The organism is Streptomyces peucetius, from assembly GCF_025854275.1.
In the GTDB taxonomy this organism is placed as follows: Bacteria; Actinomycetota; Actinomycetes; order Streptomycetales; family Streptomycetaceae; genus Streptomyces; species Streptomyces peucetius_A.
The window spans coordinates 3,666,864-3,679,150 of record NZ_CP107567.1 but is presented as its reverse complement, the minus strand read 5'-3'; the positions used below and the strand labels follow the sequence as shown (position 1 = coordinate 3,679,150).

General features: G+C 72.3%; 13 protein-coding genes. 8 read left to right on the top strand and 5 right to left on the bottom strand.

The features are described 5' to 3' along the window. Positions 1 to 5 precede the first annotated feature (5 nt). Both OGH68_RS16795 and OGH68_RS16790 read left to right on the top strand, forming a co-directional pair. Positions 6 to 701, top strand: a complete 696-nt coding sequence (locus OGH68_RS16795; protein ID WP_264244890.1) for an HAD family hydrolase — start codon at positions 6 to 8, stop codon at positions 699 to 701. A 118-nt stretch (positions 702 to 819) separates the two neighbouring features. Beyond that, positions 820 to 1,965 (top strand): phosphotransferase, encoded by a 1,146-nt coding sequence (locus OGH68_RS16790; RefSeq protein ID WP_264244889.1) that lies wholly within the window; start codon positions 820 to 822, stop codon positions 1,963 to 1,965. Here the strand turns inward: OGH68_RS16790 and OGH68_RS16785 are convergent. Together OGH68_RS16785 and OGH68_RS16780 are read right to left on the bottom strand one after the other, a co-directional pair. Continuing rightward, a complete protein-coding gene (locus tag OGH68_RS16785; RefSeq protein ID WP_264244888.1) occupies positions 1,946 to 2,728 on the bottom strand; it encodes an ABC transporter permease in 783 nt (260 codons plus the stop codon). The two genes, OGH68_RS16790 and OGH68_RS16785, sit on opposite strands and share 20 nt — an antisense overlap. Then, the gene (locus tag OGH68_RS16780) at positions 2,721 to 3,710 is read right to left on the bottom strand and encodes an ATP-binding cassette domain-containing protein (RefSeq protein WP_264244887.1); all 990 of its coding nucleotides are present in this window, start codon (positions 3,708 to 3,710) and stop codon (positions 2,721 to 2,723) included. The genes OGH68_RS16785 and OGH68_RS16780 overlap by 8 nt, the downstream gene beginning before the upstream one ends. Positions 3,711 to 3,844: 134 nt before the next feature. On the opposite strand from OGH68_RS16780, the gene OGH68_RS16775 reads away from it, so the two are divergent. The 4 genes from OGH68_RS16775 (at position 3,845) to OGH68_RS16760 (ending at position 8,380) form a co-directional block, all read left to right on the top strand. Further along, positions 3,845 to 4,720 carry a TetR/AcrR family transcriptional regulator gene (locus OGH68_RS16775; RefSeq protein ID WP_264244886.1) on the top strand — a complete coding sequence of 292 codons (876 nt, stop codon included), beginning with the start codon at positions 3,845 to 3,847 and terminating at the stop codon, positions 4,718 to 4,720. Further along, on the top strand, positions 4,717 to 5,352 hold the full coding sequence (locus tag OGH68_RS16770) for a TetR family transcriptional regulator (RefSeq protein ID WP_264244884.1): 636 nt from the start codon (positions 4,717 to 4,719) through the stop codon (positions 5,350 to 5,352). Before OGH68_RS16775 ends, OGH68_RS16770 begins: the two co-directional genes overlap by 4 nt. Positions 5,353 to 5,414: 62 nt before the next feature. After that, entirely contained in the window at positions 5,415 to 7,481 is a 2,067-nt protein-coding gene (locus OGH68_RS16765) for a HelD family protein (protein WP_264244883.1), read from the top strand. After that, a complete protein-coding gene (locus tag OGH68_RS16760) occupies positions 7,478 to 8,380 on the top strand; it encodes an aldo/keto reductase (protein WP_264244881.1) in 903 nt (300 codons plus the stop codon). Before OGH68_RS16765 ends, OGH68_RS16760 begins: the two co-directional genes overlap by 4 nt. On the opposite strand, the gene OGH68_RS16755 is transcribed toward OGH68_RS16760, so the two are convergent. Together OGH68_RS16755 and OGH68_RS16750 are read right to left on the bottom strand one after the other, a co-directional pair. Then, entirely contained in the window at positions 8,371 to 9,345 is a 975-nt protein-coding gene (locus OGH68_RS16755) for a phosphotransferase family protein (RefSeq protein WP_264244880.1), read from the bottom strand. The two genes, OGH68_RS16760 and OGH68_RS16755, sit on opposite strands and share 10 nt — an antisense overlap. A 40-nt stretch (positions 9,346 to 9,385) precedes the next feature. Further along, positions 9,386 to 10,273 carry an NAD(P)-dependent oxidoreductase gene (locus OGH68_RS16750; protein WP_264244878.1) on the bottom strand — a complete coding sequence of 296 codons (888 nt, stop codon included), beginning with the start codon at positions 10,271 to 10,273 and terminating at the stop codon, positions 9,386 to 9,388. 49 nt (positions 10,274 to 10,322) lie between these two features. Here OGH68_RS16750 and OGH68_RS16745 point away from each other — a divergent pair, with 49 nt between their 5' ends. Together OGH68_RS16745 and OGH68_RS16740 are read left to right on the top strand one after the other, a co-directional pair. Then, positions 10,323 to 10,673 carry a winged helix-turn-helix transcriptional regulator gene (locus tag OGH68_RS16745; protein WP_264244876.1) on the top strand — a complete coding sequence of 117 codons (351 nt, stop codon included), beginning with the start codon at positions 10,323 to 10,325 and terminating at the stop codon, positions 10,671 to 10,673. 177 nt (positions 10,674 to 10,850) lie between these two features. Further along, on the top strand, positions 10,851 to 11,417 hold the full coding sequence (locus tag OGH68_RS16740; protein ID WP_264244874.1) for a DUF6817 domain-containing protein: 567 nt from the start codon (positions 10,851 to 10,853) through the stop codon (positions 11,415 to 11,417). A gap of 141 nt (positions 11,418 to 11,558) precedes the next feature. Here OGH68_RS16740 and OGH68_RS16735 read toward each other — a convergent pair whose 3' ends face one another. Next, entirely contained in the window at positions 11,559 to 12,227 is a 669-nt protein-coding gene (locus OGH68_RS16735) for a nitroreductase (protein WP_264244872.1), read from the bottom strand. Positions 12,228 to 12,287 lie beyond the last annotated feature (60 nt).

Genomic DNA, 12,287 nt, shown 5'->3' with positions numbered 1-12,287 from the left:
CCGCGATGCCGAGTTCGATGCGGGAGATGCTGTCCCGGGCGCAGTGCATCGTCTTCGACCTGGACGGCCCGATCGCACGGGTCTTCGCCGGTGAGCCCGCGGCGGTGATCGCCCGTGAGATGTGCGAGGCCGCCGAACGCGACGGCCGCCTGGTCGAGGAACTGCGCGACTGCCCCGATCCGATGGCCGTGCTGTACGGGCACACCGCCGCGCTGCGGAGGAGCGGCGACGACGGCGGCTGGGCCGGCACCGTGGCGAAGATGCACGACCTCCTCGACGCCTACGAGCGGAAGGCCGCCGAGTCGGCGACGCCCACCCCAGGCGCCGCGGAGTTCATCGAGGCGTGCCACGCCTCGGGCAGAACGCTGTCCGTCGCGACCAACAATCATGTGGACGCCGCCACGCGGATTCTCACGCGGATGTCGGTACGCCACTGCTTCGAGGGGCCCGTCGTCGGCAGGGGACGGGACGCCCTGCGGATGAAACCCGATCCGGCGCCCCTGCTGGCGGCGATGCGGCACGACGTCGCGGTGGACCGGCATCTGATGATCGGCGACACCGGCACGGACTTCCGGGCCGCCCGTCGGGTCGGGATGCCGTTCTACGGGTACCACCGCTCCGAGCGGGGAAGGCAGCGACTACGGGACGCCGGGGTGCCGCTGATCGCCTGTGGAATGGCGGAGTTCCTTCCCTTCGCGTGAGGCGGTGGCCGCCGGGCACCCGGACGACCGCGGCAGTTGTACCTTGCCTGTGGAGGAGGACCGCACCAAGGAGGTCCGTGAACGAGGAGGCGGCCGCATTCACACGGGGGCAGCGAGCATGACCGCCGAGCCTTCGGCGAGGGTGTGGCAGCAGGCGGTCCGGCTGAGCGCCGGCGAGGCGCTGATCGAGGGGCCGCTGAAGGGCTACCACCATGAGACCTACGCCTTCCCGCTGCCCCACCCGGCGGGCGGTGCCGGCACGGTCCGGTGGAAGTGCCGGGAGCCGCGGGAGGGCATCCTCCGCTTCGACCGGCGGTTCTTCGACTCCGAGGGGGCGCTGCTGCGGGCGCTGGCGGGACGCGTGACCAGCGTCCCGGAGATCATCGAGGTCGACGACATCGGCCTGCAGCGGTTCATCGAGGGCTCGACCCTCGCCCGGTACGGGCGTCCGGGCAGTGCCGTCGCGGAGGCCCATGTCGCCCAGATCGAGCGGCTGTTCCGCGAACTGGCCATGGTCCCCGCGGCATCCCTCCCGACGGGAGCCCCTCCGGCGGGAGCTGAGACGGCAGTTCCTCCGACGGGAGCTGCGACCGCGGTCCATCCGGCGGACGGGCCGGACATGACGGCCGTCGGTGTCGCCGACGGGGACTGCGGGGCCTTCGCCGAGGGGCTGATCCGGTTCACGGAGGAGCGGGTCCACCAGGCGTACCGGCCCCTCTACGGACGGCTGTTCGCCGAGCTCGGGGTGCCGGAGAGCGGCATGGCACGGCTGGCGGAGCGGACGCGCTCGTTCAGCAGGCGCCCGTTCTGCCTGCTCCACGGGGACCTGCACCGGGAGAACTTCATCGTCGACGGCGACGGCCGGCTGTGGACCATCGACTGGGAGCTGGCCATGTTCGGTGATCCGCTGTACGAACTCGCCACCCATCTGCATCTGATGGGCTACCCGCCGGAGCAGGAGGCGGACGTGGCGCGGCGCTGGCGGGACGCCGTCGAGGAGGTGCGGCCGGGCAGCTCGTACGGATGGCGGGCGGACCTGCCGTGGCTCCTGGAGTACAAGCGTGCCCAGTCCGTGTACACGGACGTCATCCGCGCCGCCCTCGGCGTCGCCCGGGGGGACGGTGGCGGCCCGGCCCTGCGCCGGACCTCCCGCAAGCTGCGGGCGGTCCTCGCCAGGGGACGCTCGGCGCTGGGAGCGGCCGAACCGCCGCAGGTCGGGCGGATCATGGGCGCCCTGGAGCGTTTCAGCCGGTCCGCACCCTGAACAGCACCCCCGACAGCGCCACCGCTGCGGCCAGGATCCCCGCGCACCACGCCAGCGCCAGCCATGGCGCCGAGCCCACCGGCTGGTCGTGGAGAAGTCCGCGGAGCGACTCGATCAGCGGGGTGACCGGCTGGTGGTCGGCGAAGCCGTGGAGCCAGCCCGGCATGGTCTCGATGGGGACGAACGCGCTGCTCGGGTAGGGCAGGAACATCATGAAGAAGGTGAAACCCGCCGCCGCTTCCGGTGTCTTCGCCAGGAGGCCGACCGTCGCGGAGAGCCAGGAGAGCGCCACCAGGAACAGCACCAGGACGCCTCCGGCGGCGAGCCAGCCGGCGGGGGAGGCCGAGGGGCGGAAGCCGATGAGAAGGCCGATGCCGAGGACGAGCGCGGTGGAGAAGAGGTTGCGCACGGTGCTCGCCACGACATGCCCGGCCAGGATCGACGTGCCGCCCACGTCGAGGGAGCGGAAGCGGTCGATGATGCCGCCCTTCATGTCCTCGCTCACACGGACCGCCGTGCCGGACGAGCCGAAGGCCGCGCACAGGACGAGGATGCCGGGTGCGACGTAGTCGATGTACTCCGTACCGGTACTGATCGCTCCGCCGAAGAAGTAGACGAAGACGAGCATCAGCATGACCGGCAGCATCATCGACGTGATGACGGCGTCGATGTCGCGGCGGCTGAGCCGGATGCAGCGGCCGGTCATGGTCAGCGCGGGCGTCAACAGGCCGGCGGAACCGGGGATGCCGGGGGAATCAGGCATGGGTGGGCTCCTCCTGGCGGTGTGCGCCCGTACGCGTGAGCGACAGGAAGACGTCGTCGAGTGTCGTCGTGTGGAGGGAGAAGCGGGCCACGTCCCGCCGCTCCGGGTCGATCTCGTCGAGCAGCGCGCGGACGAGAGCGGCCGAGCCGTCCGTCGGTATGCCGAGGGTGAGGGTCTGCGGGGAACGGTGCACGGCCCGTTCCTCGTGCCGCCGGTAGGCGGCCGGGTCGGTGAAGACGAGGTCCAGGCGGTGGCCGCCGACCGTGGACTTCAGCTCCGCCGCCGTGCCCTGGGCGACGATGCGGCCGCCGTCCATGACGGCGACGCGGTCGGCCAGCCGGTCGGCCTCCTCCAGGTACTGGGTGGTGAGGAAGACGGTGGTGCCGCGGCCGGAGAGGTCGCGCACCACCTGCCAGAGCTCCTGGCGGCTGCGCGGGTCGAGGCCGGTCGTCGGCTCGTCCAGGAACACGACCTCGGGTTCGCCGACGAGCCCGGCGGCGAGGTCCAGCCGGCGGCGCATGCCTCCCGAGTACGTCACGGCGAGGCGGCGGCCGGCGCCGGTGAGGTCGAAGCGTTCCAGCAGTTCGGCGGTGCGGCGCCGGGCGGCCCGGCGTGACAGGCCGCTGAGACGGCCCATCATGCGGAGGTTCTCCTCGCCGGTCTGCTTCTCGTCGACCGCCGCGAACTGGCCGGTGAGGCTGATCGCCCGGCGTACCCGGCCGCGGTCGGCCGTCACGTCGTGTCCGGCGACCCGGGCGTGGCCGGCGTCGGGGGCGGTGAGGGTGGCGAGGATCCGTACGGTCGTCGTCTTGCCGGCGCCGTTCGGCCCGAGCAGGGCGAACACGGTGCCGCGTTCGACCACGAGGTCGAGGCCGTCGAGCACGGTGACCTTGCCGTATGCCTTGCGCAGGCCGTGTGCGTCGACGGCCGGTCCGGTGGCCGGTCCTCCGGTGGCGACGGGCGGTGGTCGGCGGGTGCTCATCACGGCGAACTCCTTCTGCGTATGAGGTACGCGCTACTGCGTAAGAGTTACGCACTACTAGGATGTGCGTCAAGCACTAGAGGTTGGCGGCCGACAGCAGGACGGTGGTCGGCGTTCAGAGGGCGGCGGAGGCAATGGCGGACGACGGACGCAGGCGCGGCCCGGGAGGTGCGCGGACCGGTACCGGGCTGCCCGCGAGCATCGAGGCGGCGTGGGGGTTGCGGGAACGGCCGGGCAAGGGCCCGAAGCCGGGGATCGGTATCGAACGGATCGTCGCGGCCGCCGTCGCCCTCGCGTCGGCCGAAGGGCTCGGAGCCGTCTCCATGGGCCGGGTCGCCAAGGAGCTGGGCGTCTCGACGATGTCCCTGTACCGGTACGTCGCCGCCAAGGGCGAGCTCTACATCCTGATGCAGGAGGAGGCCGTCGGCCTGCCGCCGGCGCCGCCGCCCCCGGGGACCGGCTGGCGCGAGGCGCTGGCGGCCTGGGCCTGGGCGCAACGAGAGGTGTTCCACCGGAACCTGTGGATGCTGCGCATCCCCATTTCCGGTCCGCCCGCCACCCCGAACTCGGTCGCCTGGTGGGACCGCGGCCTTGCCGCCCTGGCCGGCACGGGCCTCGACGAGGGCGAGAAGATCTCGGTGATCATGCTGGTCGGCGGCTTCGTGCGGAACGAGGCGCTGCTCATGGCGGACCTGGGCGCGGCGATCGCGGCGAGCGGCGAGTCGCCCGAGGTCGTCATGCGCCGTTACGCGCAGACCTTGGAGCGATTCGCGGACCCCGAGCGCTACCCGGCTCTCGCCCGGCTGCTGGAGTCGAGGGTGATGTACGAACCGGACAGCCAGGACTTCGAGTTCGTCTTCGGCCTGGAGCGCCTGCTGGACGGGGTGGGCGTGCTGATCGCCGGTCGCGGCGGAGACGGCGGCTGCCCGGGCGGGGAGAGCCGCGACGGCGGCGCGGTCGGCGACGGCCGGGGTGACGGCACGGTCCGCGAGGAGGGCGGCGCGGCATGAGCGGCGAGAACATGAGCGGGGAGATGGGGCTGCGGGAGCGCAAGAAGCGCCTCACGTACCGGGCGATCTCGGACGCCGCGATCGCACTCTTCCTCGAGCGAGGCTTCGACGCCGTGTCCGTCGCCGAGGTCGCGGCGGCGGCGGACGTCTCGAAGCCGACCCTGTTCCGGTACTTCCCCGCCAAGGAGGACCTGGCACTGCACCGGTTCGCCGACCACGAGGACGAGGCCGCGCGCGTGGTCGCCGCCCGGCCGGCCGATGTCGCGCCGCTGGAGGCCCTGCGCCGCCACTACCTCGACGGACTGTCGCGACGCGACCCGGTGACCGGGCTGAACGACGAGCCGGGTGTACTCGCCTTCCACCGGCTGCTCTACGGGACACCGAGCCTGGTGGCGCGGCTCCACGCCTACCAGGGCAGGTCCGAGCGGGCACTGGCAGAGGCGCTGCGCGGGGCGGGGGTGGAGGGGCTCGCCGCGCGGCTCGCGGCGGGTCAGATCGTGGCCGTGCAGCGCGTCCTCGCGGAGGAGAACTGGCGGCGCATCGCGGCGGGCGAACGGGCCGAGGACGTGGAACGGGACGCGGTCTCGGCGGCGGAGCTGGCCTTCGCGCAACTGCGCGAAGGGATCGGCTGAAGTGGGAACCTGAAGGTAGAACTGAGGAACTAATGTGACTCGGTTGCGTTATTCTCGCGGGAATGACGTCACCGAACCATGACCTCAAACTTGACCTCAGCCATGCCCTCGAGCAGGAACGCGCCTTCCACGAAGCCTGCCGCGCCGCCCTGGCGGAGATGCTGGCCGCCGCGGACCACCGTGTCGCCACCGGGGCCGACGTCTCCGCGTCCGGCGCCGACGCCGAAGCCCTCGGGTACCGGTTCCGCAGCGACGCCAAGGAACTGCGCGAGCAGCCGCCGGGCCCGCTGTTCTTCGGCCGCCTCGACCACGAGGACGGCCGGAGCCACCACCTCGGCCGCCGCCGCGTCAGCCGCCACCCCGCCGACCCCCCGCTCGTCGTCGACTGGCGCGCCCCCGTCGCGCGCGCCTTCTACCAGGCGAGCGCCGGTGACCCGCAGGGCATCGCGGTACGCCGGCGGTTCGGCTGGGCGCCCTTCGGCAAGGGCGACCCGGCCGATCTGACGAGCCTGGAGGACGAACGGCTGGGCCGGGGCGAGACCACCGGCACGAGCGCGATCGTCGCGGACGAGATCGAGCGGCCCCGCATCGGCCCGATGCGCGACATCGCCGCCACCATCCAACCCGAACAGGACCACCTCGTACGCGCCGAACCGGCCGGCACCGTCTGCGTGCAGGGCGCCCCCGGCACCGGCAAGACCGCCGTCGGCCTGCACCGGGCCGCGTATCTGCTCTACACGTATCCGCAGCGCCTGGGGCACGGCGGGCTGCTGATCCTCGGTCCCAACCGGACGTTCCTGTCCTACATCTCCGAAGTGCTCCCGGCCCTCGGGGAGACCGGCGTCCGCCAGTCCACCGTCGAGGACGAGATCGCCCGCCACGACATCCGTGCCCACGACTCCGAGGCCGCGGCGGTCGTCAAGCACGACATCCGCATGGCGGCCGTACTGCGCCGCGCCCTGCACGCCCGGGTGCGGCCGCCGGCCGAACCGGTCGCCGTGCCCGACGGTTCGTACCGGTGGCGGGTGCCGCTCGACGAGCTGGAGCGGATCGTCGCGAAGGTGCGCGAGGAGGCGCCGCCGTACGCCGTCGGCCGCGAACGGGTCCGCAGCCGCGTCGTACGGGCCGTACAACTACAAGCGGAGCGGCGGGCCGGGCCGAGGAGCGACGCCTGGGCGCAGCGCATCGGCAGATCACGCGCGGTCGGCGCGTTCGTTGACGCCGTGTGGCCGAGGACCCGGCCCGAGGAGGTGCTGGCAGAGCTGCTCACCGACCCCAGCGATCCGCTCCTCGCCCCGGACGAACGGGAGGCGATCCGATGGGCCGGGCCGCCGCGCTCGTACCGGTCCGCGAAGTGGTCCGCGGCCGATCTCGTCCTCCTCGACGAGCTCGCCGGACTGATCGAACGCCCCGCGGGCTACGCCCACATCGTCGTCGACGAGGCCCAGGACCTGTCGCCGATGCAGTGCCGTGCCGTCGCACGCCGGGCGGACTTCGGTTCCCTCACCGTCCTCGGCGACCTGGCCCAGGGCACCACGCCGTGGGCCGCCCGCAACTGGCGCGAACAGCTCGCGCACCTCGGCAAGGCAGAGGCGGACGTGGTCGCGCTGACCACCGGCTACCGCGTCCCGGCGGCCGTCATCGAGTACGCCGACCGCCTCGTCGGCGCGCTGGGCGTCACCGTGCCGCCCGCCCGGTCGCTGCGCACGGACGGCGAGTTGACGGTGCGCCGGGTCGACGACATCGCCGCCGCCACGGCCGACGCGGTACGCGAGGCCCTGAAGAGCGAGGGCTCGATCGCCGTCATCGCCGCGGACCAGGACACCGGCCGCCTGCGCGCCGCGCTCGGTCCCGGCCCCGGAGGCGACGACGGCGGCCGGGTCGCCGTCGTGCCCGCGACGCTCGCCAAGGGCCTCGAGTACGACCACGTCGTCGTCACCGAACCCGCCGCGATCGCCGAGGCGGAGACGCGCGGACTGCACCGTCTGTACGTGGTGCTCACCCGCGCGGTCTCCCGTCTCGACGTGCTCCACAGCCGACCGCTGCCGCCGGAACTGCGGGGCTGCGCCCGCCCGGGGACGTCGGACGGCGCGACGCGGACGGGGCACGTGCCAGACTTCCGGGAATGACTTCAACGACGATCGACGCGGCTGCGGCGGGCAGTTGGAAGCTGGGGGACCTGACGGTCAACCGGATCGGGTTCGGTGCGATGCGGCTCACGGGGAACGCGGACGGCAGCCCGAGCGACCGGGACCGGGCGATCGCGGTGCTGCGGCGGGCGGTCGAGCTCGGGGTGAACCACATCGACACCGCCGCGTTCTACTTCTCGTCGACGCGCTCCGCGAACGAGCTGATCAACCGGGCGCTCGCGCCGTACCCGGACGATCTCGTCATCACCACCAAGGTCTGGCCGGGCCGCGACACCTCGGGGGAGTGGTGGTGGGCCAGGCCGGAACAGCTGCGCGGCCAGGTCGAGGAGAACCTGCGGCAGCTCGGCCGCGACCACCTCGACGTGGTGAACCTCCGTATGCCGCGCAGCATGGCGGACGCCTCCCTCGCCGAGCACTTCGGGGCCCTCGCCGAGCTGAGGGACGCCGGACTCGTCCGGCACCTGGGCATCTCCCACGTCAGGCCCCAGCACCTCGCGGAGGCACAGGTTATCGCGCCGGTGGTGTGCGTGCAGAACCCGTTCGGGGTGGGAGCCTCGCCCGAGCACAACGCGTTCCTGGACGCCTGCGGTGAACAGGGCGTGGCGTTCGTACCGTTCTTCGCGATCGCGGGCGCGGGCCGCGAGGCCGGTGCGAGCGGTACGGAAAGCGACGAGGTCCTCGCCGTCGCCCGTGCGCACGGCGCGAGCCCCGCGCAGATCCGGCTCGCCTGGACGCTGCGGCGCGGCCCGCACGTGCTGGCGATCCCGGGCACCGGCGACCCGGACCACCTGGCCGACAACGTGGCGGCCGGTGCCCTGCGGCTCTCTGACGACGAGACGGCACTGCTGGCGTCGGCCGGCGGGTCGTCTCAGCAGTAGCGGCGGAGCAGGGCCTCGAGGTACTCCTCGAGGCGCCGGCCGAGCAGCGGGGCGGTCAGGTCGGTACGGCCCGACTCCCGCCACGGGACGGCGACCTTCTCCGCGTCCGGGGCGAAGGCGAGCACGTCGAGCATGCGCCAGTAGAGGTGGGCGGCCGGGTCCTGGGACAGCCGGCCGCCCTCGGCGGCGTACCGGTCCGCGAAGCGCATGCCCTCGTCCGGGCCGTGCAGCAGGGCGAGCGCGGTCGAGCAGTGGGCCACGTCGAGGTCGGCCGGGCCCCATGACGTCTCCACCCAGTCGACGACCCCGCTGATGCGCAGGCCGTCCGCGTCCCCGGTGAACAGCACGTTCCCCGGGTGGAAGTCCCGGTGCAGGAAGCAGCTTTCGTGGCGGGGAGGGTCCTGGCGGATGATGTCGACCGCGTGCCGCCACACCTCCGGCCGGTCCGTCGCCCCGGGCACGCGGACCCGCTCGGGGGCGGTCCACGCCTGGTAGGCCCGGGGCCGGTCCGCCTCCGGCACGCGCAGCCGGTGGATGCGCACCAACTCGCGTGCGAGCAGGGCGGACCGGTGGCCGGCACCGTCCTCGTCCAGCCGTATCCGCCCCGGCAGCAGGCTCATCAGAAGCGACGGGTGGTCGCAGTGCTCGCCGCTCGCGTCGACGGCCCGCAGCTCCGCCACGGGTACGTCCGTCGGTCCGAGCAGGCGCAGGATGTCCGCCTCGCGGGTGAGCAGCCCAGCCGCATGCCGGAGATAGAAGGGCTTGACGAACGAACGCAGCACCAGCGTGCGCCCCGTGCCGGCCGGCCCCGCGGTGCTCAGCCGCCGCATCGTCGATGTCCAGCCGCCGAGAAGCCGCTCGACGCCCGCGATGTGCTCACCCGCGCCGAGCTGCTTCTCCACCCAGGACCGGGTCGCGTCCCAGCCCGATTCCTCGGTCCCCGCGCCGTTCGTGTCCCCGCTCACGGGTGCACGCTACCGAGCCGCCGACGTGCCGCGCAGGCGGTCAGCGGCGGCCGAGGAACTCGGCGATCCGGATGAACCCGTCGGCGCCGTGACCGCGCCCGATCGCGCGCCGTGCCTGGCCCTCCGCCGCGCGCATCACGCCCGCGTCGATGCCGTGGGCCTCGGATGTGTGGACGATGTGGGCCATGGACGAGACCGCCGACGTGAGCGGGTTGCCCTCGCCGGAGAAGGTGCCCTGGTCCATCTCCTCCGCGGTCTCTTCGAAGAGCGGCGGGAGGATCGCGCCGATCCCCTTCGCGAACGGTGCCAGCTCACGCGCGGAGATGCCCTCCGCCCGCGCCACCGCCAGGGCGTGCGCATAGCCCGCCATCGCGGTCCAGAAGATGTCGAGCAGCGCGATGTCGTAGGCCGCCGCCCGGCCGATGTCCTCCCCGAGGTGCGTGTGGGTGCCTCCCAGCGCCTCCAGTACTGGCCGGTGCTCGAGGTACAGGTCCTTCGGGCCGCTGTGGAGGAACACCCCGGCCGGGGTTCCGATGGTGGTGGTCGGCGTCATGATCGCGCCGTCCAGGTACCGGATGCCGTGCTCGGCCGCCCACTTGGAGGTGTCGCGGGCGCGCTCGGGGGTGTCGGCGGTCAGGTTGACCACCGTGCGGCCCTTGAGCGCGGCGGTGACCGCCTCGCGCCGCAGAATGGCGTCCGATGCGTCGTAGTTCACCACGCAGACCACGATGAGCCCGCTCGCGGAGACCGCCTCCTCTGCCGATCGGGCGCTGACCGCGCCGCGTGCGGCCGGCTCCCGGTCCTTGCCGGGTGTCCGGTTCCAGACGGTGGTGCGCATTCCCGCGTCGAGGAACGCTCCGGCCAGCGACCGGCCCATCGGCCCCAGGCCGAGCACCGTGACGGCAGACTGTTCGGTGTTCGTGGACATGGTCCAACTCCCTTGGAAGCAATGGCAAAAGAATGGAAATGAGGCGAAGGTGACACGCAGTCGTGCCCGGGACCTGAACGTCTGTGGGGTGACCGCCGCGATCGCAGTGATCGACGGCAAGTGGAAGACCGCTCTGCTCTGGCTGCTGGAGTCCGGCCCGCACCGCCCCGGCGAGCTGCGCCGACAGCTGCCGGGCCTCAGCGAGAAGGTGCTGACTCAGGCACTGCGGGAGATGGAGAGCGACGGGCTCGTGCACCGCGAGGTGCACGACGTGCTGCCGCTGAAGACGGTGTACTCCCTGACCGCGTTCGGCCGGGATCTCTCCGAGGCGCTGGCTCCCTTGTCCGACTGGGGCCACCGGCGCCTCGAGAAGCTCGCCGAGGCCCGGACGGCCTCCTGACCCACGGTCTTCGAGTCCACTGCCGAGCCCCCTCTCCGCCAGGTGCGGACGGCCCCTGCGCCCGCCCCTCACCAGGGTCGCCCGGTTGCCGTCCGCCGCCAAGTACCCACAAAAAAGTGGCTATCGCGGTCCTGCCCCGGACCGGCCAGGCCCGCCGAAGGGAAGGATCCCGCCCCGATGCTTGATTCCGCTGCCGCTGCCGACCGGGCCGTCGCTCTCCTGCGCGAGTTCGGTGCTGCGACGACCGCACATCCCGGAGGGACGCTCCTCGCGCACCTCCAGCGAGTCCAGGAGCAACTCGCCGTATGGGGCGCGCGACCGGCCCTCCAGCTGGCGGGCCTGTGCCATGCGTTCTACGGCACGGACGGCTTTCCCGCCGCATTGCTTCCGCCGGACCGCCGCGCCGAACTCGCAGCGGTGATCGGCGCCGAGGCCGAAGCCATCGTGTACCTCTACGCCTCGTGCGACCGGAAGGCCACCTACCCGACGCTCACGGATGCCGACGCCCTCTTCCACGACCGGTTCACCGGCCGTGCCGGCATTCCCGAGCCGGGGATGCTCCGGGACTTCGCCGAGCTGTCTGCCGCCAACGAACTCGACCTCGCCCGCATCGACCCTTCCTTCCGCGAGAAGTGGGGAGCTGAACTCCTCGCCCTGTTCACTCGTTTCCGCCACCTGCTGAGCCGGCCGGCCTGGTCGGCTTGCCAGGCGGTGCTTGCTTCGGACCCCTCACCGCAGGACTGAGCAGAGGACAGCAGTCGTGCACGGCGGCGTTCCGGACACCGGTCGGCCTGGCGGTCGTCGCGACCGCCCGGGCCACCGCCGACACGCTCACCACCCTCCAGCCTGGACCGCTGCCGGCCCTGCTGCCTGACCGCGATGCGGTCAGGCTCCGACGAAGCGCACTGTCTCTGCCACGGCCGCCCGCCCGGTGCGCAGTCGTGGCACTCCTGTCTTCTCGAATCCCACCGCGACACCGCAGAACAGTACGAGCCCGTCACCGGCACCGACTGTCCGGCCAACGGTCTTGCGGTACATCGTCCACATCACCTGAGGGCAGCTGTGCAACCCTTCCGCCCTCAGCAACAGCATGACCGTCTGCAAGTACATCCCCGCGTCCCCCCCCCACTGTCCTGGCCCCATCGTCCGGTCGAGGTAGCAGAACTGGACGACCGGCGCCCCGAACGCCTCCGAGTTCAAGGCGGCGATCTTCCTGGGTCTGTCGGGGTCATCGCGCTCGATTCCCAGCGCTTCGTACCGCTGAGCGGCCGCGGCGGAAAAGCGGTCCAGGTACGGCGAGGCCAGTCCGGCCGGGTACATCGGATACTCCCGCTCATCGCCCGAATCTCCCGCCAGCGCCCTTGCCGTCGCGCGTCTCTTCAGTTCAGCCAGGGGCTCGCCGGTCACGACGTACAGGTGCCACGGCTGGAGGTTTCCACTGGACGGAGCCCGCGTCGCTGCAGCCAGCACTCGTTCGAGTATTTCTTTGGGTACCGGCTTATCGCTGAACGCCCGCACAGCCCGGCGACTGTCCACGGCTTCGTACACATCCACGTCTTCTCGTCCTCTCGCTCAACGGCAGCCACCTCTCTACCGTCTCCAGCGCGTACAGGT